The organism is Bradyrhizobium sp. JR4.1 (assembly GCF_040548605.1).
Lineage (GTDB): Bacteria > Pseudomonadota > Alphaproteobacteria > Rhizobiales > Xanthobacteraceae > Bradyrhizobium > Bradyrhizobium canariense.
The window spans coordinates 64,100-86,007 of record NZ_JBEPRY010000029.1 but is presented as its reverse complement, the minus strand read 5'-3'; the positions used below and the strand labels follow the sequence as shown (position 1 = coordinate 86,007).

Annotated in this window: 20 protein-coding genes, 6 pseudogenes and 1 other annotated feature; of the genes and pseudogenes, 14 read left to right on the top strand and 12 right to left on the bottom strand. The window is 61.0% G+C overall.

All coding sequences use genetic code 11. From position 1 onward, the window contains the following. Both ABIB90_RS41715 and ABIB90_RS35910 read right to left on the bottom strand, forming a co-directional pair. Positions 1 to 140, bottom strand: a pseudogene (locus ABIB90_RS41715) (IS30 family transposase); the annotation flags it as partial. Between the two features lie 46 nt (positions 141 to 186). Beyond that, positions 187 to 1,121, bottom strand: a pseudogene (locus tag ABIB90_RS35910) (IS3 family transposase); the annotation flags it as partial. Further along, positions 721 to 837 (bottom strand) — a sequence feature (AL1L pseudoknot). (Overlaps the previous pseudogene by 117 nt.) A 407-nt stretch (positions 1,122 to 1,528) precedes the next feature. Here ABIB90_RS35910 and ABIB90_RS35905 point away from each other — a divergent pair. The 3 genes and pseudogenes from ABIB90_RS35905 (at position 1,529) to ABIB90_RS35895 (ending at position 2,371) form a co-directional block, all read left to right on the top strand. Next, positions 1,529 to 1,823 (top strand): annotated as a pseudogene (locus tag ABIB90_RS35905) (hypothetical protein). 159 nt (positions 1,824 to 1,982) lie between these two features. Further along, positions 1,983 to 2,162: pseudogene (locus ABIB90_RS35900) on the top strand (hypothetical protein). A 38-nt stretch (positions 2,163 to 2,200) separates the two neighbouring features. Then, entirely contained in the window at positions 2,201 to 2,371 is a 171-nt protein-coding gene (locus ABIB90_RS35895) for a GcrA family cell cycle regulator (RefSeq protein WP_354101441.1), read from the top strand. Between the two features lie 351 nt (positions 2,372 to 2,722). Here the strand turns inward: ABIB90_RS35895 and queD are convergent, their stop codons facing one another. The 5 genes from queD to fixL form a co-directional block, all read right to left on the bottom strand. Further along, on the bottom strand, positions 2,723 to 3,085 hold the full coding sequence (queD, locus tag ABIB90_RS35890) for a 6-carboxytetrahydropterin synthase QueD (protein WP_354202441.1): 363 nt from the start codon (positions 3,083 to 3,085) through the stop codon (positions 2,723 to 2,725). 392 nt (positions 3,086 to 3,477) lie between these two features. Beyond that, positions 3,478 to 4,176, bottom strand: a complete 699-nt coding sequence (locus ABIB90_RS35885; protein WP_354101442.1) for a helix-turn-helix domain-containing protein — start codon at positions 4,174 to 4,176, stop codon at positions 3,478 to 3,480. Positions 4,177 to 4,260: 84 nt separating this feature from the next. After that, positions 4,261 to 4,701, bottom strand: a complete 441-nt coding sequence (locus ABIB90_RS35880; protein ID WP_027515578.1) for a response regulator — start codon at positions 4,699 to 4,701, stop codon at positions 4,261 to 4,263. A 43-nt stretch (positions 4,702 to 4,744) separates the two neighbouring features. Continuing rightward, positions 4,745 to 5,362, bottom strand: a complete 618-nt coding sequence (gene fixJ / locus ABIB90_RS35875) for a response regulator FixJ (RefSeq protein ID WP_354101443.1) — start codon at positions 5,360 to 5,362, stop codon at positions 4,745 to 4,747. 3 nt (positions 5,363 to 5,365) lie between these two features. Continuing rightward, positions 5,366 to 6,883, bottom strand: coding sequence for a sensor protein FixL (gene fixL / locus ABIB90_RS35870; protein ID WP_354101444.1), 1,518 nt, complete (start codon positions 6,881 to 6,883; stop codon positions 5,366 to 5,368). A 407-nt stretch (positions 6,884 to 7,290) separates the two neighbouring features. On the opposite strand from fixL, the gene ABIB90_RS35865 reads away from it, so the two are divergent. Continuing rightward, a complete protein-coding gene (locus ABIB90_RS35865; protein ID WP_027515581.1) occupies positions 7,291 to 7,737 on the top strand; it encodes a CBS domain-containing protein in 447 nt (148 codons plus the stop codon). Positions 7,738 to 8,858: 1,121 nt separating this feature from the next. Here ABIB90_RS35865 and ABIB90_RS35860 read toward each other — a convergent pair. From ABIB90_RS35860 to ABIB90_RS35845, 4 genes and pseudogenes are all read right to left on the bottom strand, one after another. After that, positions 8,859 to 9,488 (bottom strand): annotated as a pseudogene (locus tag ABIB90_RS35860) (cyclic nucleotide-binding domain-containing protein). A 457-nt stretch (positions 9,489 to 9,945) separates the two neighbouring features. Beyond that, positions 9,946 to 10,164 (bottom strand): hypothetical protein, encoded by a 219-nt coding sequence (locus ABIB90_RS35855; RefSeq protein WP_027515582.1) that lies wholly within the window; start codon positions 10,162 to 10,164, stop codon positions 9,946 to 9,948. A 773-nt stretch (positions 10,165 to 10,937) separates the two neighbouring features. Further along, positions 10,938 to 12,293 carry an oxygen-independent coproporphyrinogen III oxidase gene (hemN, locus tag ABIB90_RS35850; protein WP_027515584.1) on the bottom strand — a complete coding sequence of 452 codons (1,356 nt, stop codon included), beginning with the start codon at positions 12,291 to 12,293 and terminating at the stop codon, positions 10,938 to 10,940. A gap of 66 nt (positions 12,294 to 12,359) precedes the next feature. Continuing rightward, positions 12,360 to 12,719 (bottom strand): SUMF1/EgtB/PvdO family nonheme iron enzyme, encoded by a 360-nt coding sequence (locus ABIB90_RS35845; RefSeq protein ID WP_156949169.1) that lies wholly within the window; start codon positions 12,717 to 12,719, stop codon positions 12,360 to 12,362. A 509-nt stretch (positions 12,720 to 13,228) separates the two neighbouring features. Between ABIB90_RS35845 and ABIB90_RS35840 the strand changes: the two genes are divergently transcribed. The 4 genes from ABIB90_RS35840 to ABIB90_RS35825 all read left to right on the top strand — a co-directional run bounded on the left by ABIB90_RS35840 (position 13,229) and on the right by ABIB90_RS35825 (position 15,421). After that, entirely contained in the window at positions 13,229 to 13,516 is a 288-nt protein-coding gene (locus tag ABIB90_RS35840; RefSeq protein ID WP_354101445.1) for a hypothetical protein, read from the top strand. 208 nt (positions 13,517 to 13,724) lie between these two features. After that, positions 13,725 to 14,318, top strand: a complete 594-nt coding sequence (locus ABIB90_RS35835) for a hypothetical protein (RefSeq protein WP_354101446.1) — start codon at positions 13,725 to 13,727, stop codon at positions 14,316 to 14,318. 22 nt (positions 14,319 to 14,340) lie between these two features. Continuing rightward, entirely contained in the window at positions 14,341 to 14,940 is a 600-nt protein-coding gene (locus ABIB90_RS35830; RefSeq protein WP_354101447.1) for a hypothetical protein, read from the top strand. Between the two features lie 58 nt (positions 14,941 to 14,998). Then, positions 14,999 to 15,421: a hypothetical protein gene (locus ABIB90_RS35825; protein WP_027515588.1), complete on the top strand. Its 423-nt coding sequence runs from the start codon at positions 14,999 to 15,001 to the stop codon at positions 15,419 to 15,421. Between the two features lie 102 nt (positions 15,422 to 15,523). On the opposite strand, the gene ABIB90_RS35820 is transcribed toward ABIB90_RS35825, so the two are convergent. Beyond that, the gene (locus tag ABIB90_RS35820) at positions 15,524 to 16,177 is read right to left on the bottom strand and encodes an IclR family transcriptional regulator (RefSeq protein ID WP_354202440.1); all 654 of its coding nucleotides are present in this window, start codon (positions 16,175 to 16,177) and stop codon (positions 15,524 to 15,526) included. A gap of 199 nt (positions 16,178 to 16,376) precedes the next feature. Here ABIB90_RS35820 and ABIB90_RS35815 point away from each other — a divergent pair, with 199 nt between their 5' ends. The 6 genes and pseudogenes from ABIB90_RS35815 (at position 16,377) to ABIB90_RS35790 (ending at position 21,411) form a co-directional block, all read left to right on the top strand. Continuing rightward, a complete protein-coding gene (locus ABIB90_RS35815) occupies positions 16,377 to 17,168 on the top strand; it encodes an ABC transporter ATP-binding protein (RefSeq protein WP_354101448.1) in 792 nt (263 codons plus the stop codon). Continuing rightward, positions 17,152 to 17,942 (top strand): annotated as a pseudogene (locus ABIB90_RS35810) (ABC transporter permease). The gene ABIB90_RS35815 and the pseudogene ABIB90_RS35810 overlap by 17 nt, the downstream one beginning before the upstream one ends. A 14-nt stretch (positions 17,943 to 17,956) precedes the next feature. Beyond that, positions 17,957 to 18,976, top strand: coding sequence for an ABC transporter substrate-binding protein (locus tag ABIB90_RS35805; RefSeq protein WP_354101449.1), 1,020 nt, complete (start codon positions 17,957 to 17,959; stop codon positions 18,974 to 18,976). A gap of 56 nt (positions 18,977 to 19,032) precedes the next feature. Continuing rightward, complete coding sequence (locus tag ABIB90_RS35800) at positions 19,033 to 20,298, top strand: CaiB/BaiF CoA transferase family protein (protein WP_027515593.1); 1,266 nt, start codon at positions 19,033 to 19,035, stop codon at positions 20,296 to 20,298. A 55-nt stretch (positions 20,299 to 20,353) separates the two neighbouring features. After that, entirely contained in the window at positions 20,354 to 21,181 is an 828-nt protein-coding gene (locus ABIB90_RS35795; protein WP_027515594.1) for a citryl-CoA lyase, read from the top strand. Next, a complete protein-coding gene (locus ABIB90_RS35790; RefSeq protein WP_027515595.1) occupies positions 21,178 to 21,411 on the top strand; it encodes a hypothetical protein in 234 nt (77 codons plus the stop codon). Before ABIB90_RS35795 ends, ABIB90_RS35790 begins: the two co-directional genes overlap by 4 nt. Positions 21,412 to 21,908: the final 497 nt, after the last annotated feature.

The following is a 21,908-nucleotide window of genomic DNA, read 5'->3' as shown; positions in this document are numbered from 1 at the left end:
GCAGCATCTTCGCTGCTTAACCCAGCGGCAATCGCCCGCCAAAATTTATTCTGTTCATCGCGCCCGGCAACAGAGGGCCGTCCTGGCGACGGCAACGGGGCTCGTCCTGACCGCGCCGATCTGCGCCTTACAACGTTCATCGCAACCTCCAAACTCCTGGTGTTGCGACGACCGTTTGAATCCGCCTTGGCTGCCTCTGTCGCTGTGGTGCACGAGCCCGCCGCGATGGACCGGTTGGCGATCGTGCAGGGCCTGCTCCAGCGCATCGAGCACGAAGCCCGCGTGCGCCGTGCGCGAGGCCCGCCAGCCCACGATCCTGCGGGCATAGGCGTCGATCACGAAGGCGACGTAGACGAAGCCGCTCCAGGTCGCGACATAGGTGAAGTCGGAGAGCCAAAGGACGTTTGGCCTTGGCGCCTTGAACTGGCGGTTGACGTGATCCAGCGGGCATGGCGTGGCCTTGTCGCTGATCGTGGTCTTGACCGGCTTGCCGCGGATAACCCCTTGCAAACCCATGTTCCGCATCAGTCGCGACACCGTGCAACGGGCAACATCGAAGCCTTCGCGCTTGAGCTGCCGCCAGACCTTCCGCACGCCGTAGACGGAGAAGTTCTCATCGAAGACGCGCCGAACCTCGATCTTCAGCCTGACATCCTGCCTGGCGCGCGCCGACAGCCTGGCCGGATCGCGCCGCTTGGCCACATGGGCGTGGTAGGTCGAGGGGGCGATCGGCAACACCTTGCAGATCGGCTCGACCCCATGCGCCCCACGATGATCGTCGATGAAGGCGATCATGGCTTGGACCGGCGGTCGAGCTCCGCCATCGCAAAATAGGCGCTTGCCTTGCGCAGGATCTCGTTGGCCTGCCGCAGCTCGCGGTTCTCCCGTTCCAGCGCCTTCAGCTTCTCGGCCGTGTCGGTCGGAACGCCGGCCCGCTGCCCGCTATCGACCTCGGCCTTCTTGACCCAGTCGTGCAACGTCTGCGGCGTGCAGCCGATCTTGGCTGCGATTGACGTCACCGCCGCCCAGCGCGACGGGTGCTCGCTCGCGTGATCCAGAACCATCCGAACCGCTCGGGCCCGGACCTCGGGGGAAAACTTGTTCGTCGTCTTGCTCGTCATGGCTCCATCCTCTCAGGAGTTGGAGCCTCCGGCAAACCCGGGGCGGTTCACTACGAACGTAATACCCTTGTCGCTGAACGGTATCTCGTCTTACTTTGAGAATTTTTTTCTGCTCTTGCGCCACTTGTTTGCAGGCGTAAGCCTCGAGTATCGCGGAGCCTGTGCTTAGAACGAGTAGGTCACGCTTTCCATTGCGATAGACATCAAACACTTTTCGCCCCCGCTAATCCTGTCAAGGTAGACACGAAATAGGTTTCGATGCCCCCGCTTGCAGGGCGTGGAGGACTCATTGGAAAGGCTTGCGCGGTCCGCGCGACCGGACACCGTGGCCCATCTCGGAAGTTGACCCTAGTCCGACCGGGACCGATATGCTTTGATGCGTTGGGGCGTGTGGTGGCCTCACGTACATGGTCATTCGCTAGTACACCAAGGTTCGTTCGGTAGCGGACGCCGCTCGCCGCGCCAAGAGCGGCGTCGGCCAGATCCTAAGGCAATCGCACGGATTAGATCTTACCATGTGCTGGATGCGGGTGATGGTGTTGGTATCGCTGTCATGATACTTGACGACCGCGAAAGTGCCCAGCAAACGCCAAGATACTCGCGCTTGTTCAAGCAAGTCTACATGACCTCGACCTTGGAGTTCCCGAAATCACCACCGGCGAGGTTTTGGTGAACATAGAGCCGAACGAGTCCTCGGCATAAAGTAGCCGAAAATCGCTGCCATTTGGTGGCGGATGCCACCCGTTGCTCATGTCCTCGACTTGATGCCCCGTCGCGTTTGCAGCGATCGCGCCCTGGACACGCGCCTGCCGTCCGTCCGCAATATGCGAGTACGCGTAGATTTCGAGGAGCAGTAGCAACATGAAGCAACACACCTGCGAAGCATTTTCCACCCACAACGATCTACTGGACACCGCTCGTGGCTATGGGCATCGCGATGCCGCCAAGAGATCCCGATGAAGACGAGGAGGACGACGAGGACGACAAGAGGAAGATGACGCTGACGAACCGCCGGTCGTGCGCGAGCCGGACGAAGACTAGACTGGCGTGTTCGGCAGTCGATGCTATAATATCTCCTCATGGGCTGGGATGCGAAAGACATCGCGCTCCTCAACAGGCTCTGGTCCGCAGGACAGAGCGCGGCACAGATCGCGCACCGTCTCGGGTGCAGTCGCAACGCGGTCTGCGGCATGCTGACCCGTCTGGGCTTAAGCGCGGCCACAAGCCGCCCACAGCAGCGCCCAAGATAAGGCCGCGCCCGAAGCTGAGGCCGACCTCGTCGGCGGCCTGCGCCCGTCCAGTCGCACGGAAGGTGTCGCGGAACACAGCGGAGAGGCGACAGCCCAAGGAATTCAGCAAGCAGCAGCTCTACACCATGCTGGCAGAGGCGGTCAGAAACACTGGCTAAGAGCTCACCGCGAGCGGTTGCGCTCCCGTCAGTGCCTGGCCCGTCGTCCGTGGGGCTGAGGCGATGTCGATGCGGCGCTGGATGTGGCGTCGTTGCTTGACCATCTTGACTGCCAGCTCACGGTCAGGCCCCCAGCGCGCCGCCGGTCTCAGTTCGGCTCCGTGTAGCTGTCATGCGATCGTGCCGGCTCATTTCAGTGATCGGGCCCCTCATATTCCGCCCAACAATCCGACGTCTCGTAGACCCTCACGATCGAGAGTTGCGCTAGGCGCGCTTTCGTGCGCTCCCAGATCCAGATGGCGATATTTTCCGCTGTCGGATTCTCCAATCCCGGAACTTGGTTCAGGCACTGGTGATCGAGCCTCTTTAGAACGATGCCGAACGATTCTTCTAGGTCGAAGAAATCGGCTACGAACCCGGTGTGCGGATCGACTGGACCGTTCAACACGATCTCGATCCGATAGGAGTGACCGTGCATCCGATGACAGCGATGTGTCTGTGGGACACTTGGAAGCCAGTGGGCTGCCTCGAACTTAAATGCCAGGGATATCTTCATCTGATGCCGAGATGCCTTCTTCACGTTGAGCTGCCATTCCGGATGAGCCAGGCAGTACGCGACGGCTTGCCGCGTGTCCTCGACCACGTCGGGGCCGTCCATCGTTGAAGCAGCAATTTTTCAAGCGCGTCTCGTCGAACCCGTCCGGCAGGGCTTCCGCTGTGGATACACGAGTTCGTGTTCGTGTCCGCAAGTGATGGCCAGCGCGGCGTTCCATTTCTTGGGGTTTGCAAATCCAACCGATGCCGGCCCGTACCGGCAGCGCGCCTTTCGCCTCGATAGGAGCGCGGAGACCGAGGTGATGGAGCGCTTGCGGGAGATCGTTGCCGACCGGCCGAAATGCGTTCGGCGCACCAAGTCGCGGAGGAGGAACATCCGCCGGGTGAAAGCGCTCATGCGTCGAGATTCCGCAGGCGCTGGCGATTGCGCAGCACGATCTGGCGAGCGCCACAAAAACCGAGAATGCCCTCAACATGAAGCTGTGAGAGTGCACGCGACACGGTTTCGACTGTGAGGCCGAGATAGTCACCCACGTCGCGGCGGCACATCGGCAGGGCCATCATGCCGGCGACAGCGAGGCGGCGATCCATTTGGAGCAGGAAGGTTGCAACACGCTCCATTGCCGTTTTGCGTCCGAGCAGCAACATGTGATCTTCGGCGTGACGCAGCTCGCCCGCCGTCATGTCCCAGAGCTTGCGGGCGACCTTTACGTCAGTGCCGGCCACCCTTTCCAGGCTGGCACGCTTCAGGAGGCGCACGCTGGTGTTGATGATCGCTTCGGCCGCAAAGCGATGCGTCTGGCGGGATTCGAGGCCGAATACGTCACCGGGAAGATGGAATGCGCCGATCTGGCGGCGACCGTCGGAGAACATCTTGTAGGTGCGTACAGCTCCAACTACAACTTGATAGACATGTTCGGCGGGCTCCTCCTCGCCATAGATCTCCTCTCCCTTGCGATAGGAGAACTCGGTGGCAACGAGGCCGATATCTCCGGCGATCGCGCCGAAGTGGTCACAGACCAGACGCGCGGGGGCGATCTTGCCACCTATTTGGGTGTTGATCGCCTGGGTCTTGAGCGTCTGGATCAGCATCTGCGCCATCTCCGTTGTGATGGAGCATTGCTACGCGGGATCGTTCGGTTCGAAAATTTCGAGCGATATCTTAAGGAGGTCTACCTAAGGAGAATCCCGTAGGTCTGTAGCAGCACCTGTCCTGAAGGCGCGGCGGATGCATTTCGCCAGGCTTTCATCGAGGAGCGGCTTGAAAATCACGTGCTTGACGCCGGCCGCCGCCGCCCGCGCCGAGATATTTCCATCCGGATAGCCGGTGATCAGGATGACAGGTGTGTCGACGCCGGATTGGCGCAGCCGCCAAGCCAACTCGATGCCGTTGATCTCAGGCATCTTGTAGTCGATCACGTAGCAGTCCGCGCCCGGTGGGGTCGTCGTATTGAGCAGCGCCGTGGCGCTTCTGAAGGTCCGCACGGCAAAGCCCTCAATTTCCAGCAGGAAGCTCAGGGACGCCAGCACAGCGGCATCGTCATCGACCACGTAGACGGTGGGCTTTGCCGATTCCCAGCTTGAGAGCCGCTGATGGTGCGCGCCGATTTCGATCATGTGGCCTGGCTACCATAGGCCGGCGCAAGCGCATTGACCTGCCTCAATCCTTCAGCATGCCAGTGCGCATCGCCAGACGCAAAAGTTCCGACAGGCTATTGGCCTGCATCTTGGTCATCACGTTGGCCCGGTAGACCTCGATAGTGCGCGGGCTGATGTCGTATTCGCGAGCGATCAGCTTGTTGGAGAGACCTGCGACCAGCCCCTCCATGACCTGATGCTCGCGCGGGCTCAAGGAGGCGACACGCGCGGCGATGTCCTGCGCGACGGCCTCGTTCTTGGCGGCTGGCTCCCCCTCGCGAACCGCGGATTCGATCAAGGTGATGAGGCGGTCGTCATCGAAGGGTTTTTCCAGGAAGTCAACCGCACCAAGCTTAATCGCTCCGACCGCGAGCGGGACATCGCCGTGACCTGTTATGATCAGGATCGGAAAAGGGCAGTGCTGCGCCTTCAGGCGTTTCAGAAGCTCGATCCCATCAAGCCCTGGCATGCGCACATCGGAGACGACGCAGCCGAAGGCGAGGCCGGGCAGGGCATCGAGGAAGCTCTGCGCGTTGTTGAACAGCGTGACGGCGAAGCCCGAAGTTTCCAGCAGGAAGTTCAGCGAATCCCGCATCGCCTCGTCGTCGTCAATAACGTAGATGATTCCCTTAGTCGTCATGGATCAGTTCTCGTCGGCTGCCGGCAAGGTGAAGCGGAATGTCGCTCCACCCGATGCGTTGCTCGCGGCCCACATGCGGCCGCCGTGAGCCTCGATGATCGAGCGGCTGATGGACAGTCCCACGCCCATGCCGGTGTCCTTGGTGGTGAAAAAACTCTGAAACAGGTTTGGCATGACGTCGTCCTGGAAGCCGGAGCCGGTATCGGAGACCTCGATCTCGATCATATCATCGGCGACGCGGCGGTTGGTGAGGACGAGCTCGCGCCGTAGTGACCGCGCCATCGCTTCCAGCGCATTGCGGAACAAATTGACCAGCACCTGCTGGATTTGCACCCGGTCGGCGAGCACCAGATCGGCCCCGGGATCGAGATCAAAGTGGATCTGCACGTTCTGTTCGCGCGCGCCGGCAAGCCCGAGTGCGCCGGCCTCGTCGGTCAGCTTGGACAGGCTCTCGACCCGCTTCTCCGACCCGCCGCGGGAGACGAAATCGCGTAGACGCCGTATGATCTCGCCGGCGCGCAATGCCTGCTCGGCGGCCCGGTCCAATGCGCTCTCGATCTTTAGCGTGTTCGGATCGCTGCTGCCGGCGAGCAGCCGTCGCGAGCCCTTCATGTAATTGCTGATCGCTGCCAGAGGCTGGTTGAGCTCGTGGGCGAGCGCGGAGGCCATTTCGCCCATCGCGGTCAGCCGCGAGACATGGACGAGCTCGGACTGCAATTCCTCGAGTTGCGCTTGGGTCTGCTGATACTCGGTGAGGTCGCGGATGAAACCGGTGAATAAAGGCTCGCCGCCTGAACGCATTTCGCCGATTGACAGGTGCATCGGAAACGTGGTGCCGTCGCGCCGCTTGCCGGTCACGATGCGGCCGATGCCGATGATGTGCGGATTGCCGCTAGTGCGGTAGCGGACGATATAGCTGTCGTGGCGGGACCGGTCGGGCTCCGGCATCAAGATGCTGACGTTCTGGCCGGTGGCGTCATGCTCGGCCCAGCCGAACAGACGCTCGGCCGCCGTGCTGAAGAGCAGCATCTTGCCGCGGCCGTCAATGACGATCATCGCATCGGGGATGGTCTGAAGGATCGTGCGCAGGAGAGTATTGCGACGACGCAGCGCCTCTTCGACCTGCTTCTCCTCGTCGATGTCGAGCAAGATGCCGCTGAGATGTCGGGCGGCGCCGGCCTCGTCTCGAATGAGACCCGCCCGGGCGCGAATCCAGCGTCCCAGGCCCGAGGCACTGGGGACTCTGAAGGATACGTCGAAGCCGCCGCCGCGCTCGGTAACGTCCTTGATCGCGTTCTCCACTCGCTCGCGCTCCGCGGGCTCAAGGCGCGAGAGAAGGAATTCATAGCTTGCCGGTTGATCCCGTTCGATGCCCAGCAGCACTCTTGCGGTTTCCGACCACTCCAGCTCGCGTGTCCTGAGATCGAGATCCCAGGTGCCAACGCAAAAACCCTCGATACGCTCGTCAAAATGCTTGCCGCGACTGTCGGCTGGCGGATGGGTCACGCGTGTCGGCGCCAAACTATTGCTCCTATTCTCATGCGGTGGGCCCCCTGCTGCAAACGTGGCGGCAATTTCGCCCAAGGCCGGGCCGGAGGCAAGTTCGGATGTCCGGCATTATTGACGGACTTCTTTCGGCCGTTGCGACGAAATTTGATCTACCTCATTCCAGCGTTGCGTCGGCGCAGCTAGATTCTGTCGCATCTCGCTGCCCGGAGGCTCCCGATAACATATGCGACAGTGATGGTCAGCCTGGCGCTCGATCACGCTAACGACGGGTGTCTTCAGGTCCCAGACGGCTACGGCTATTCGCGGTGCCGCGAGCTGATCCTCGGCCATCAAATAGCATCTGTTGACGCAATCGGCCCCCTGCGTGTTTCTGTCGCACCGACGGCCGGCGAACCCAGACAAAGCGAGGAGAACGCGCCGTGTACAAGTTTCTTGATCAGACCGTCGACGGCTACATGACACGCAAAGTCCAGACGGCCAAGCGAGATTTCGATCTGCTCAAGCTGAGCGAGATGTTCGAGCGCGACGATTTCAACAGCTACCCGGTTGAGGATGATGGGCAGGTGGTCGGCGTCGTCACCAAATTCGACATTTTGAAGTGCTTCGCCTTTACTCCGAACCAGATGTTGCCGCGTTATCGTGATTTGATGAGCCGCAAGGTTGGCGAAGTGATGACGCCCGAGTTCATATATGTCAGTCCCGAAACGAGGCTGACGCGCGTGCTCCAGATTATTGTCGAGCACCGCATCCGGAGCACCATCGTGCTCGACAGCACCCAAAAGCTGGTCGGAATCATCGCCCGCGAGGACGTCATCACGGCGCTGAAGGCGACCGCGAGCGCGCGAGTGTCTCAAGCTAAGCGGTAGGGTTGCAGCCTCTGTCATTGCGAGCGAAGCGAAGCAATCCAGACTGCCGCCACGGAGAGATCCTGGATTGCTTGTGCGCCAGGGAAGCTGGCGTGTTCCTGCCGATGAAAGACCGGTCGGGGTAAGCCGTAGCGGGCGCCCGGTAGCGAGTGTTGCGTGTTCGCCGGTGACGGCGGTCGCGAAGCGTACACAGCGATCGTGTGGGGTGCGCTATTGAGCCGCAAAGCCAGAAAACCGCAGAGGCCGAGCCGGTAAGCAACGTCGAAGGCAACATGTGCGGTCCCGTTTTGCGAGGGGCTGACGCTCTGCCGTGGTCGAAGACCACATCACGCACGAAAGGAAGACGTCGGAACCTGGGAGGTCCCGCGTTCGACCGTTGGGCACATTGCCCCCAAGGTCCGCATCGGGAAGGTGAGGAGCCGAAGCCGATGATGCACGAACGCGGGACGTCGGACTCAGTCATAGTAGCTGTGAAGCCGGCGAACAAGGCGGAGCGATCTGCTACGGAGCTGGTGGAGCGAAGGGCTGGGGCCAAGGGAAATGTGGAGCGGCAAGGCACGCCCCGGACTCCGAGCCGGATAGGTGTGCGAAAGTGCTGCGCCACATACGGCACGGCTGCAATCTCCAGTTTGCTGTCATCATCCGAGGTGGGAGCCGTATGCGGGAAAGCCGCACGTACGGATCTGTGCGGGGGGCGTTCAGCAATTAACGTCCCTACCGCGACCGTCGCAAGAGCTCCTCGCAATGACGGGCGCGGGGCAGCAGGAGCACTTCATCTGGCTGCGCCGTAATGTACGGAGCCGTTCCCAAAATACCGCTCATACGAAGAACCAAAGACCATCTTGATCTCAATCAATTCTCTGCGAGGTGAATGTGGTTTCTGGCGGCGTGTTCTTTCAGAGAGAATCCGCGATGCCCCAGCCTTCCATCTCCAAGTCCATGACCTCAGGTGAAAGCGGCCTGGCGGCGTTGTTCGTGGTCACTGCCCTCCTGTGCCTGACTCCTCTGAATGGGAGAATCCCTTTCGTCAGCTTTCTTCCGCCGGCAGGTTTTTTGTCACCGCAGCCGGTGCATTGATGCGAACGAAATCAGCTTAACTGAACGAATGGGCGTTGCGGCAGTCAGGCGTTCATGTCGCGCAGATGCTTGCGAATACGCAGCATCGATCTGGCCCGCTCCAGAGAATCCGAGAACGCCTTCGACGTGAAGCTGAGACGGGGCGCGCGAAACCGTCTCCAGGGTGAGCCCGAGATAGTCGCCGGTGTCCCGGCGGCACATCGGAAGCGCCATCAGCCCGGCGCCGGCGGTCCTGGAATCCGTCGCGAGCAGGAGGGTCGCGATCCCCTCCAGAGCGTTCTTGCGGCCGAGCAGCAGCATGTGGTCCTCCGCGTGCTTCAGCTCGCCGGCTGTCAGGCTCCAGAGCTTGCGCGCGACCTGAATGTCGGAGTTGGCTGCATTGTCCAGGCTTGCCCGGTTCACCAGGCGCACCCAGGTGTGATTGATCGCTTCGGCCCTGAGACGATGGGCGGCGCCGGATTCAAGCCCGAACACGTCGCCCGGCAGAGCGAAGGCACCGATCTGACGACGGCCAAGGACAGCAGCTTGTAGCTCCGGACGGCGCCGGAGACGACCTGATAGACATATTCGGAGGGCTCGCCCTCGCCGAAGATCTCTTCGTCCTTGCCGTATGCGAATTCGCTGGCGACGAGCGCCGGCTGCCCGACCAACCCGCCGAATGCACTGGAGGGCACAGACGGGCAGCGGTTCGAGGAAGCCCGGGTGGCGTTGAGTATGGCCGCAAGCAGCTTCCATCTCCTTGTTGATGGCTCGATGATGCGGGAAACCGCGACACCATAGAATTCGGTGTCTTCGCTTAGGGGAACTTGCGTACCGTAGATCTACGGAATCCCAGTCACTCGGGTCGGTCGCTCTCCAGCTCGCTTCAAAGCGCTTGCATTGTCGTAGCGTTGAGGCAGTAACCTTCCAAGTCTCTGGTCTCTACCCCGATCTCAATATCGTTGTTGCACTGAACCTTCCGTTCGCATTGGCTGCAGACCCGCTCCATGTCGCGCATCACCGATGCCGAGAACCTTCAGTAGGGTGGACAATTTGTCAGCCGCATGCGTTCCTTGATGGACCAGCGTATCGCGGTCTGCAGGCGCGACGCGCAGATCTCGCGCTATTTTGTCCAATGTGCCGCGGTCGGGTTCACCTGTCCCGATAGACGAAAGCCGATCGGACCTCCTGATCGGCCGCATCCGCAAGCTCCCGCTGCAACGGTCTGCCGCATCCCGAGGAAGCGAAAGCCGGCAGCCCGGTCACAAGGGCCTGCATGACCTTGTTGAACGCTTCGTCATAGGAATCGACCCCCACGACAGTGTGCATCACTTCTTGCAGCATGTAGCCGCGAACGAGGCTCCTCAGCATGATAAGGCGTTCTCGACGGCTTCGCCGCACAGCCCGCATTCGGCGAGGACCACTGTCATCAGGGCTGCAGGCTTTGATCAACCTGGTGCCATTCGGGAAATCCGGCGGCGGTCCAGAACGCCGCGGCACACAGAGGCGGCCTTTCCGCGTAGGAGCGCATCGCGCGGGCGATCGCAATCACGGCGTCTTCGGCGATTCTTTTTGCGCGAGCCTCCCACGACCGCGGCAGCAATTCCCGGTAACCTTGACGGCAAGAAAACGGCGCGTCTCGGCGCACGTTTCGCGCCTATCGCCCGTGCAAACCTCGATCTCGTGGGCGAGATCTTTCGCCAGCTTCCGGTCCCAGGCCACTCGCGAGTGGCCCAAGCGGAAGAAGCTGCTGATCCTGCTCACCGACGGCAAGCCGAACGATGTCGATCACGACGAAGGGCGCTTCGCCATCGAGGACGCGCAAGGCGGTGCAGGAGGCCGGCGCCTCGGCACAGCCATATTCCGGCATCCTGTCGCGATGGAGCTTAACCCTGCAGCCAAAACTCTATCATCATCTCGATACATCGTGTGCCGCCACGCCCGCGGTCGATTGGGTTGCGCACGGAGAGCGACCATGGAGTTGCAGCGCAGATATGCAGCTGAGAACTTTCAAGCAAATATCCGACGCCGATAACCGGCGCCGGATACTCGAGCTCGTAGAGCAGCAAGTGCCCTCCGACTGCTCGGTGAGACCTAGCGGGAACCAAAGGACGCAGCCTGGTTTGGGCACTCGGCGAAGCGCTTCAAACTCCGCGGTTGTTGACAGCCGCAGATCGGGCCAGATGAGCATCGAATGCGGATGCCACGCTCCGTACCAGAAACTCCGCGCCGTCCGAGACGAACAGTCGCTCCTCGCCTTCCATTGTCACTGCGCCGGCCGCGATGAGGCCCTCTAGACGGGACCGATCGACGATGGCCGTCTGCGGGGCGCAGCCATGGGAACGAGCAATCTTAGATAGATCGACTGCCATGTCGCACATCACCCGCTCAATCAAATCGGCCCGGAAGCGGTCGTCAGCCGTGAAAGCGTAGCCCTTCGTGGTGGCCAGCCGGTCCTCGGCGATGCGCGCCAGGTAGTCGCGGATCGCCATGACATTCTGTACGAATCCTTGCGGCATCCGACCGATGGCGCTTGCGCCGAGTCCGATGAGCGTTTCTGCGGCGTCGTCGGTGTAGCCCTGGAAGTTCCGGCGCAGCCGCCCCTCGTGCTTCGCCGCGGCGAGACTGTCGTGGGGCAGGGCGAAGTGGTCGAAGCCGATGCGCACGTAGCCGGCGTCAACGAGCGCCTGCGCGATCGTTTCGGATTGCAGGTGCCGCTCGATGTTGGCGGGAAGGGCGTCTTCATCAATCTTCCGCTGATGCTTCTTGAACGACGGAACGTGTGCGTAACCGAACACCGAGAAGCGATCCGGACGAAGTTCGATGCATTTGGCGACCGTGTCCAAGCACGATTGTACCGTTTGAAGCGGCAGACCGTAGAGAAGATCGAAGTTAAGCCGGCCGACCCCAGAACGCCTCAGTTGCTCGACACCCTTGGCGGTCTGCCCGAAGCTCTGCAGACGGTCGATGGCGCGCTGCACAGCCGGGTCGAAACTTTGTACGCCGAGACTGGCGCGGGTGACCCCGCTGTAGCCCAGGGCCTCGGCCATTGCCTCCGTCAGGGTGCGCGGATCGATCTCCACGGCGAGTTCGGCGTCGGGCAGCACGAAGTAGGAGTAGCGGAGCGCGCCGACGAGATCCGCAAAGGCCCCGGGCGTCATGATTGTTGGTGTGCCGCCGCCGAAATGGATATGGGAGATCGGCAGGCGGTGACCGATGGTTTGGGCGACGAGGTGGGCCTCGGTGCGCAGGCCCGAGGTGTAGACGGCAATCGGATCGTCCTTCTTCGTGACCGAGGTGTGACAGTCGCAATGACAGCACATGGACCGGCAGAAGGGGACGTGCAGGTAGATCGATGCGGATTTCCGGGGCGAAAGCGATTTCAGCCAATTTCGATAGTCGGCTTCCGCGATGGCCGGAGAAAAATGTGGTGCGGGAGGGTAGCTCGTGTAGTGGGGGAGCCTATCTTGTCCGTACGATTGCGCCAGATCGGATCGCATTCTCTGTCTCCTTCTGATCCGGATTGCTTACCGGCATCGTGAGAGAAGGACCTTGCTCTGGCGCAATTAGATCGATGCTGGATCGGCTTCTCCCGAGCAAGGTGGAGATGCTGCGGACAATGCCGGCAACGGCGGGCTCCGATGGCTCGATGACGAGCCGGAAGCCAATATTGGGGGCGGAACGCCCGACGCGCAGCACCCCGTTTTGGCATCGCGGACGAAGTCGGTCATGTAGGCGCGATGGGCGCCTTCCACGACGCGCACGCCGCAGTTGGGGTTCGTGATGCGCTCGCGGCCATCATGGAGGGCGGTGCAAGTCTCGGTCCATTCCCGGGCGTTGCCGCCAAGATCGTCCAGTTCTTTGCTGTTGGTGCCAAACGCGCCGCCCGCCTGGGCGGCGCAGCCTGTGGACGATCCCGAGAAGATTCGGCATCGTAGCGGACGAGATCAAGTCCTGCGCGGGGTCGGACGTGCCAACGAGTGGCAGGACCTGGTCGCGCGCCTTCTCGCCGGCGGCGACGGCAGCCAATCCGCTGCGAATCGCAAGGGCACATGAGACCCCTTGGTGCTTGGCCGATCTGCACCTTCCTGAATCTCGGGAGCAGAACCGCAACGGTGGTCACGCCGGGAATGGTCCGGGCACTCCCTGCTAACCCGACGGAGCGCGTGGCAGACGGCTCGCTATCGGCTCACGGAGCCGCAGCCAGCGTCCTGCGGATGGTTTTTGTGGCGCGTCCAATCCCCACCGCAAACGAAGGAGCGGTTGACCAATGTAGGGGCAGGCAAGACCGAGATCGCGCCATCGGTGCACTGCATCACACTCTGCACGTCGGGAGCGAGCGGGGGAAAATCGATCAGAGCGAGCGCTGAGCCATTGTTTCTCGCCCGGGATGCTCAGTATCAGACTTTGAGCAAAATCACTTTTTGGGGGCCAGATGTGGAAAGGGCTTCAGCGCCGCTTTTATTCGACGATGTACTTTCTCGGTAAGTCGCCGCCGGCATCTGCCGCGATCGACGCAGCGTTCGAAAAGCTAGAGCGGGAAACAGTCGTAACGGCCGACGATCCATTGTGCGACTGTCAGGTGATCGCGGGGCGCACCACCATCGAATGCAAGACACGGAGAACGTCAGTCTGTGAGGCGATGGGTGAGATCAGGGTCGACGTCAATACGGTGCCGCACAAAGTGGGCTTCTGTGCCAGTTTGCGGGAGGGCGCGAGGTGAGGGAGATAGTGCGACAGCGGCTGTCTGCCTCTGGGTATTGTTTTCTGGCGTTTGGCTCTCTGGATGTGCCACGGCCGTTCCTAACTTCGACATTCCGGTCGATCAAAATGGACCGACGATACATTCCATCTCGCGTCGCGTAAGCTGCGAGCTGGTCCAGCTGATCGAGCGGGGCGACGCGATCTCAGATGCTCTGCTTGGTGACGACGTGGACGTCGCTGTTCAGTTGAACCTGACCGTCAACGATACGGGAGGCCTCAGCCCGTCGCTGACTTATGCCAATGCGCCCTTTGCGTTCAGTCTGGGCAGTACGCTCAGCCAATCGCGGGAGCAAAATTTCACGCAGAAGTTCTATTACTCGACGCGGGCGCTGTGGAAAGAGGCCGAGGCCGTGAGGAGGGCGGGCGGCAGTCTGGCGGAATGCTGGCCGATTGATACAAATCTCGCGGGTGAGCTGGGTCTGAAGAGAACCCTCGAGCTTGCCTTTACCTCGCAACATGTTGATTGGGGTAAGAAGCTTTCCGATGACGGCGGTGTCTTCGGAGAGTACGTCAATTTCGTCGTGACGAAAAATGTAAACGGCGGGCCGACCTGGACGCTGACCAGCTTTATCGGACCTGGGAGCAATCTTGGGTCCTTCTCCGAAGTCAACACTGACAAACTGACGTTTGCGTTTGCGCGAGGCGACAAGGCCGGAACACCATTCCGGACGTCTGGCAGAGCGAAGGCGGATCGGCTCATCGAGCAGATCAACATTAATCAACTTACAACGGAGTTGTCGGGAGTCCGCCCGCTCAGATGATGTCATTGCGCAGGGTACGTCAATGAATGAGATTTTTTTACTTCAAAGGGGCCGCGGAGGGGGGCGCAAGTTCGGCAAATCCGGGGCGGAAAGCTGGACAAACCGGTCTGCACAGCCAATCGCCTCATTTGTGGCGCGATGGACGTTGCCCGCACCTCCAGCCGTCGCGAATGGTCAGACGATTTACTTATTCAGCGGACTGCAGGATGCAGCCGGCGATCATATCGTTCAGCCGGTGCTCCAATGGGCGCCATTTCCGGCTCGCGGCAGCACCAATGCGTGGGGGCTCGCGAGCTTTTGGGTCGGAGGCCAGAACGATCTGATGTTTACGACGCACTGGGAAGAGGTCGCTCCGGGCACGGTCGTGATTGGTCGCATGACGCTTACGGCGCAAAACAATGGGCTATTCAGCTGCACAGCTGAATTTGATGGCTATCCTGCCACGCAACTGACGTCCGAAAATCTTCCGGCCATGGTCGATTGCGTACTAACTTTGGAAGCATACGGTACGGGACCAAATGCGCCTTATCCCGAAGTCTCAGTCACGGAATTCAGTGCAATATCAATTGTCCCGGACTTCGTGGCGGCAAATGTGCGGTGGGCGGCAAGTGGAGTGCGGTGATAAAGCGGGACGGTGGTACCGACGCTTGTATCGATGTCGCCTATCCGGTGGCCGGCGCATGATGAGGACCGCTTTGCGGATTTCGACACAAGCGACCGTCGGGCAAAACGGCTGTTCGTCAGCGGCGAGAATGCGCGCCCCTGACACGATCACGGCCCAGGCGACGGCGAGCAAGTTCTCGGGATCGCTCACCACAATGGTTTTGATACCGGCTTTGGCGGCACAGTCCTTTGCGCTCGCAAGTGCGATCTCAATTGGCGCGGCTTTCTCGATCCTACCCGTCGATGTTCGTTCAGCCTCAATGGGCCTTCGGGCAGCACCTCTTTGGCCCGCTCCATGCCAGATCCCGTCAGGAAAATTCGCCATTTCGCGCTTCGATGAGACCTTCCTTCAACGCCTGCTCGAAGCACTTTCTGATGTGCTCTGCGTTCACCCCGATAGGCGGCAATTCCTGCCAATCCTCGACGGCTTGCTTCTGTAGCGGCTGTCCGCCCTCAAACAGGTGAAGATATCGTCGAGACCGGGCGTTTACGTGCAACACACGCTGAGCGGCGCACTATAAACAGAACCCTGCCATAGTAGCTCAGCGGTCGCTTGCAGGCAGCAGACCTACCAGCGCTTTGGCCTCGGACCTGAGAACGTCAATGGCAGCCTTTCGAGCATGTGCATCAAAGCGGGTCCGAATGGCGGAGACGGAGAGCGCCCCGCGCAATTTGCCATGAAGGTCGATCACGGGCACGGCTGCGGCCGCGACCTCAGAATCGCGCTCGCCGATCGAAACGTAGAAACCCCGATCTCTGATCTTCTTTCCATCAGCTGATGCAGAATCGCGGTAGGCGGCAAGAACACGGCCGGCGGCGCCGCGATCGATGGGCAATCGCTGACCTTCTTCGAGGTGATGCCGAACTGAACGCGGAGAATTGACCCGATAAAGGCAAATGCGCTCGTCGCCCTCGGCGATGTAGAAGGATGCGGTCTCTCCAGTTACCTCGACCAGACGATGGAGCGAGGGTCTGATGAGATCACCGAGATCGAGCCCGCGCTGATAAAGCGCCCCTAGGCGCCATAGCTCCGGTCCCGGTCGAAATAGCCGGTCGACGCCCCGCACCAGGAAGCCATCTGCCTCAAGCGATGCGGCAAGGCGAAGGACCGTGCTCTTGTAGAGGTCGGTTGCCTCCGCAATCTCCGTCAGCGTCATGGCCGCGCGCTCGGGGGCGAAGGCCTTGAGGATCGCCAAGGCCCGCCCAACAGCATCGACCCCCGTTTTTGCCATTCATGGCCCCTTGTTCTGCTATACAGAACAGATAGCCAGAATTGGTAGAAAGTCCAGTGCCCCATGGGGAATCTTCGTTTCTGTGCACCAGAACGTACTTGACTTCAGGGATACCGCCAGTTATCTGTTTCGAACAGCAGAATAAATTCTATGGAGCGAAACAATGGCGGGGCGGCCGGCACTTGCCGTCGACTTGCGCGACGTGATGATTCGCTTCGGCGACTTCACCGCCGTGAAAAGTATGAACCTCCAGGTCGGCGAGACCGAATTCGTTGCAGTGGTGGGACCGACCGGCTGCGGGAAATCGACTATTCTCAACACCGTGACCGGACTGCTGGAGCCCGCCGCGGGGGACGTTCGCATCTTCGGCAAGTCGCTTACCGGCCTGAATGGTCAGCCCGGCTACATGCTGCAACAGGAAGGGCTGCTGCCCTGGAAGACCGCGCAGGACAATGTCGGGCTTGGACTCGTGTTTCAGGGCAGTTCGATCGAGAAGGCGCGCACGCAGGCTCGGCCCTGGCTCGCCAAAGTCGGCCTGAAAGGGTTCGAGGAGCGCTATCCGCATCAATTGTCCGGCGGGCAGCGCAAGCGTGTCGCGATGGCCCAGACGCTGATCATGGAGCCGAAGATCGTCCTGATGGATGAGCCTTTCTCCGCGTTGGATGTTCACACACGTCGTCTCATGCACCGCATCCTGCTCGAACTCTGGCAGGCGGACCGGCGCTCCCTCGTCTTCATCACGCATGATCTCGACGAAGCGATCACGCTGGCGGACCGCGTTGTTGTGATGTCCGCGGGTCCCGCCAGCCGCATGGTTGGCGATGTCAGGATCACGCTGCCACGTCCACGCGATGTCTCGGCGCTCCAGACCACCGACGAATTCGTCGCTCTTTATCGTGAAATCTGGTTGCTGCTCGGCGCCGAAGTGGAGAAAAGCTATGCGACGCAGGGGTAAGGTCGCTCTCACGCAGTTCGCCATCTTCCTCGGTGTGATCCTGATATGGGAACTGGGTGTGAGGGGCGGGCTGATCGATCCTTTCTTCTTTCCGGCCCCGTCGACGCTTGTCGCGAGAATAGGCGAGTGGATATCGACGGCGGACTTTTGGACCGATGTTGGCATAACGCTGTTGGAGACGGTCCTGTCGTTCCTCGCCGGTATCGGAATCGGCACCGTGCTTGGTATTTGGCTGGGCTTAAGCCAATTTGCGGCCGAAGTCGTTCAGCCCTTTATCAAGATGTTCAATGCCATCCCACGCATCTTGCTGGGACCCATTTTTGTCATCTGGTTCGGATTGGGGCTCACCTCCAAGGTCGCGCTCGGCGTGACGCCGGTTCTGTTCGTCGCATTCTTCAACACGTTCCAAGGAGTCCGCGAGGTCAATCCGGTCGTGCTGGCCAATGCCCGCTTGCGTGCATCGAAGTCCTCTCTGCTGCGCCACATCTACCTGCCGTCCGCCACAACCTGGATTCTGTCCAGCCTGCGGGTATCCGTCGGCATGGCCGTTCTGGGCGCGGTGGTTGCGGAGTATCTCGGCTCGTCCGCGGGATTGGGGCACTTGATTGCGCAGGCCGAGGGCGTCCTCGATGCCGCCGGGGTGATGCAGGAATTATCGTTCTCTCCGCCTTCGTCGTTGTCCTCGATGCTATCGTCGACCGCGCGGAAAAGCGGCTCATGGTCTGGCAGGCCAGCGCCTGCCCACGAAGGCTGATGCTAACGCTGTCCCGATAGTCACGGAGGTTCGCATGCACGTTTTCACACGCCTGATGCTGGTCATGGTGGCCGCTTTCTCGGTCATGTCCGCGAATGCCGCCGAGCCCGAGAAAACAAAGTTGAAGATCGCCGTGGGGTCACAGATCCTCAACTATATGCCTCTCGAACTTGGTGTGAAGCTCGGCGCCTTCAAAGACGAGGGCCTCGACGTGACCGTCGAGAACTTCCAGGCCGGTGGCTCAAAGGCGTTGCAGGCGTTGGTCGGCGGCTCGGTCGACGGCACTGTCAGATTTTACGATCACACCATTCAGATGCAAGCGCAGGGCAAGCAAATTTCCTGCGTGTTCCTGCTCAATGACATTCCAGGTGTGTTGCTCGGTGTCCGCACTGAGCTAGCCGATAAGGTCAAGACCGGCGCCGACCTGAAGGGTCTTAAGCTCGGGATCACGGCGGCGGGATCATCGACCGACACCATGGCGCGCTCCTACATCAAGAAATCAGGATTGGGCCCGCGCGATGTGAATATCATCGCGGCCGGCAGCGGCGCACCGGGCTTGGTGACGCTTGAGGCCAAGAACATCGACGCGCTCGTCTACTTCGACCCTATCGCAACGCTTCTCGCGCGCAAGAACGGGGCGATACCGCTGTTCGACGCGCGCACGGTCGAAGGCTCAAAACAGGCCTTCGGCGGAATCTATCCGACCGCGTGTCTCTACCTGCAGCAGTCCTTCATCGACAAAAATCCGGAAACGGTTCAGCGCCTGGTTAACGCCTTGCTCAAAACTCACCGCTGGATCAACTCCGTGTCGACGGAGCAGCTCGTCGATGCGATACCCCCTGGTTACAAGACTGACAATCGCGACGTGAATATCCAAATCATGAGCGCGTCGAAAGCGCTGTTCTCGCCAACCGGGCAGATGGACATCGAGGCGGCCAAGGTCCCATTGGCTGTTCTGAGCGACTTCGATCCAAAAATCGCTGCCGCAAAGATCGACCTGAGCAAGACCTTCACCAATCGCTTCGCCGAACAGGCCGCGCAGCAGCTGAAATAGCCGCACACAGACCCGGCCCCTCGCGATCGGATCATTTAAGAGGAAGGCTTCTTCAGATGTCTCTGCCGCTAACCGGCTTCCGCGTCCTCGACCTGTCCAACGTGCTGGCCGGGCCGTTCTGCGGTTACCACCTCGCGCGCCTTGGCGCGGAGGTGATCAAAGTCGAAAATCCGAACGGCGGCGACCTGGCGCGGCGACTCGGAGCCGATCCGCAAAGGTCAGAGCGCCTGCAGGGACTTTCATTCGTCGCCGTGAACGCCGGCAAGCAATCCGTGGCGTTGGACTTGAAGTCAGATTCGGGCCGCGAGGTGTTCTTGCGGCTCGTCAAGGAAGCCGACGTGGTGCTCGAAAGCTTCCGGCCGAAAGTGATGGAACGGCTTGGCCTGGGCGTAGATGTGCTCAGCAGGCAGAATCCGCGTCTTATTTACTGCGCGATCTCCGGTTTCGGGCAGAGCGGGCCGTGGTCCGCCCGTCCGGCCTATGACCAGATCGTCCAGGGTCTCTCCGGAGCCATGAGCGTCACCGGCGATACAGCTTCGGCTCCGCTGCGCACCGGCTTTCCGATCTCGGACACCATCGCGGGACTGACAGCTGCGTTTGCCATCGCCGCGGCTCTGGTCGAACAGCGGCACAGCGGCCGAGGTCGCTTCATCGACGTGTCCCTGCTCGAGGCCACGGTTGCAGCGATGGGATGGGTTGTCTCCAACCACCTGAACGCCGGCGTCGAGCCGCAGCCTATGGGCAACGAGAACTTCACGGCGGCTCCGTCCGGCACGTTCCGCACGGCAACAGGCCCGCTGAATATTTCCGCCAACGAGCAGAAGCAATACGAAGCGCTATGTGACCTGATCGGCCGACCGGACCTGAAGACGGACCCACGCTTCGCAGGGCGCGAGATGCGCAAGGTCAATCGCGCAGCGCTGAACGCGGAGTTGAACAAGGCACTGAGCTGCAAGCCTGCTGATAAATGGGAGTCCCAAATGAATTTGGCTGGTGTTCCCGCAGGCTGCGTGCTGACGGTCTCGCAAGTTTTGCAGCAGCCACAGTTGCTCGATCGCCGGTTCGTCGAGGCGCTGGTGCCGGAAGAGGCTGGTGCGCGGCCGTTACGAATCACGCGGCCAGGCTTCCGGCTGAATGAGGAGTTTCCGGTGCCTTCACCAGCTCCAGCACTCGGCGCCGACACTGAGAAATGGCTGAAGCGGCTCGGCTATTCGCATGCAGATGTTGAGAGGCTGGTGTCGAGCCGCGCGGTCGGCACGCCACATCAGGGCGAGACCGATCTTCCGGCAGCTCGCGTGGCCACGAACGGAACGGCATCATGACGCCCAACGGCTTGTAGCGGTTGGCGATCGGCAGGTTGAATGGATGGAGCCGGAAATGAGCGAACAAGAATTGCGACAGCAAGCCGCCCATTGGTGGCGAACCTCGATCTGCGATATCGTGCCCGGTCGCATCGCCTATCGGGGCTATCCGATCGAACAGTTAATCGGCCGGATTTCCTTTCCCGCCATGATTTGGCTGATGTTGCGCGGCGATCTGCCGACGCCCGCGCAGGAGCATTTGCTACAAGCTGCGCTGGTCGCGTCCATCGACCATGGTCCGCACGCGCCCTCCATCGCGATCGCGCAAATGGCGGTGAGCTGCGGCCTGCCCCTGAACGGTGCAATCGCCTCCGCAATCAATACGCTCGATGACGTACATGGCGGAGCAGGAGAGCAGGCAATCGAACTGTACGAAGATGTGTTGCGACGGCGCGATGGGCTGGAGATCGGCGAGGCCGCTTCCGCCGCGATCGACCATTTCACCGCAAGACGCGGCAAATATCTGCCCGGTTTCGGCCACCGGTTTCATCCGGTCGACCCGCGCGCAGCACCGCTATTGGCGCTGGTGGATGCCGCTGCCGACGAGGGCAGCGTCAGCGGCGATTATGCCAGGGCCGCCCGCGCGATCGAGCGCGCGATGCAGCAGCGCAAGGGCAAACTCATTCCGATGAACATTGATGGCGCCACCGCGGTCATTTACGGCGAGCTGGGCTTTGCGCCTGCGCTGGCGCGCGGGGTCTTCTGCCTGTCGCGTGCGGTTGGAATCCTTGCGCATGCGTGGGAGCAGACCGGGCGCAAGGATCGCAACAAGGGACCGATGCCCAAGCAGTTCGGCTACAAATATGAGGGCCAGCCGCGCCGCACATTGGGAGGCGCGTCATGATGTATCTGGACAAGCCGCCTCAGCTGGTCGAGCCTCGCGAGTTCTCCTCGATGCCGGCGCAATTTCGTCGCCCGGATGTTTCCTGGGACTGGGCTGATGCCAACCGCGGGGGTCATCTAGTGGATGGTTTCATCGAGGGGCCGTCGTTCGACAAGTCCGGAAATCTCTACGTCGTCGATACCCCTTCGGCCGCATTTACCGGATTTCACCAGACGGCGCCTGGTCTCTGATCATCGAATATGACGGCTGGCCGAACGGTTTGAAGATCGCACCGGATGGCCGGCTGCCGGTGGCGGACTACATGAAGGCCTCATGGAACTCGATCCGCAGTGCGGCACGATCCGGCCGTTGCTAGGCCACCGCAATGAGCGCAACCCTCCAACCCGATATCCCCGAAACGGCGCACCCGTTCTAAGCCCGGATAGCTATCCGGAGGCAACGCAACCTCAATCATCTGCCAGCCTCGGCACTTCGCCTCCGAATGTACCGCCTCGAGCAAACGCCGACCGTGGCGAGAGCTTCGGAAGTCGCGACAAATCCATGAATCCTGAAGCACGCCGTAGGCTCCGGCTAACTCTCACGGCCTGTACGGCCGAGATGGTGGCGACCCCTACAATCTGCCCGGTGGCTTGTTGCTCGATGACAAAAATGAACCCCTCTTCGGGATCCTGAATCAGGCACAAGGCCGCCTGCTTCGCGCCTTCAAGGCTGAACTCCGGTCCGGGGC

Coding starts and splice junctions, on each gene's coding strand:
- ABIB90_RS35895 (WP_354101441.1), top strand. CDS start 2,201: ATGGGCTGGGATGCGAAAGACATCGCGCTCCTCAACAGGCTCTGGTCC.
- queD (WP_354202441.1), bottom strand. CDS start 3,085: ATGAAGATATCCCTGGCATTTAAGTTCGAGGCAGCCCACTGGCTTCCA.
- ABIB90_RS35885 (WP_354101442.1), bottom strand. CDS start 4,176: ATGCTGATCCAGACGCTCAAGACCCAGGCGATCAACACCCAAATAGGT.
- ABIB90_RS35880 (WP_027515578.1), bottom strand. CDS start 4,701: ATGATCGAAATCGGCGCGCACCATCAGCGGCTCTCAAGCTGGGAATCG.
- fixJ (WP_354101443.1), bottom strand. CDS start 5,362: ATGACGACTAAGGGAATCATCTACGTTATTGACGACGACGAGGCGATG.
- ABIB90_RS35855 (WP_027515582.1), bottom strand. CDS start 10,164: ATGCTGAGGAGCCTCGTTCGCGGCTACATGCTGCAAGAAGTGATGCAC.
- hemN (WP_027515584.1), bottom strand. CDS start 12,293: ATGCGATCCGATCTGGCGCAATCGTACGGACAAGATAGGCTCCCCCAC.
- ABIB90_RS35840 (WP_354101445.1), top strand. CDS start 13,229: ATGTGGAAAGGGCTTCAGCGCCGCTTTTATTCGACGATGTACTTTCTC.
- ABIB90_RS35830 (WP_354101447.1), top strand. CDS start 14,341: ATGAATGAGATTTTTTTACTTCAAAGGGGCCGCGGAGGGGGGCGCAAG.
- ABIB90_RS35825 (WP_027515588.1), top strand. CDS start 14,999: ATGATGAGGACCGCTTTGCGGATTTCGACACAAGCGACCGTCGGGCAA.
- ABIB90_RS35815 (WP_354101448.1), top strand. CDS start 16,377: ATGGCGGGGCGGCCGGCACTTGCCGTCGACTTGCGCGACGTGATGATT.
- ABIB90_RS35805 (WP_354101449.1), top strand. CDS start 17,957: ATGCACGTTTTCACACGCCTGATGCTGGTCATGGTGGCCGCTTTCTCG.
- ABIB90_RS35800 (WP_027515593.1), top strand. CDS start 19,033: ATGTCTCTGCCGCTAACCGGCTTCCGCGTCCTCGACCTGTCCAACGTG.
- ABIB90_RS35795 (WP_027515594.1), top strand. CDS start 20,354: ATGAGCGAACAAGAATTGCGACAGCAAGCCGCCCATTGGTGGCGAACC.
- ABIB90_RS35790 (WP_027515595.1), top strand. CDS start 21,178: ATGATGTATCTGGACAAGCCGCCTCAGCTGGTCGAGCCTCGCGAGTTC.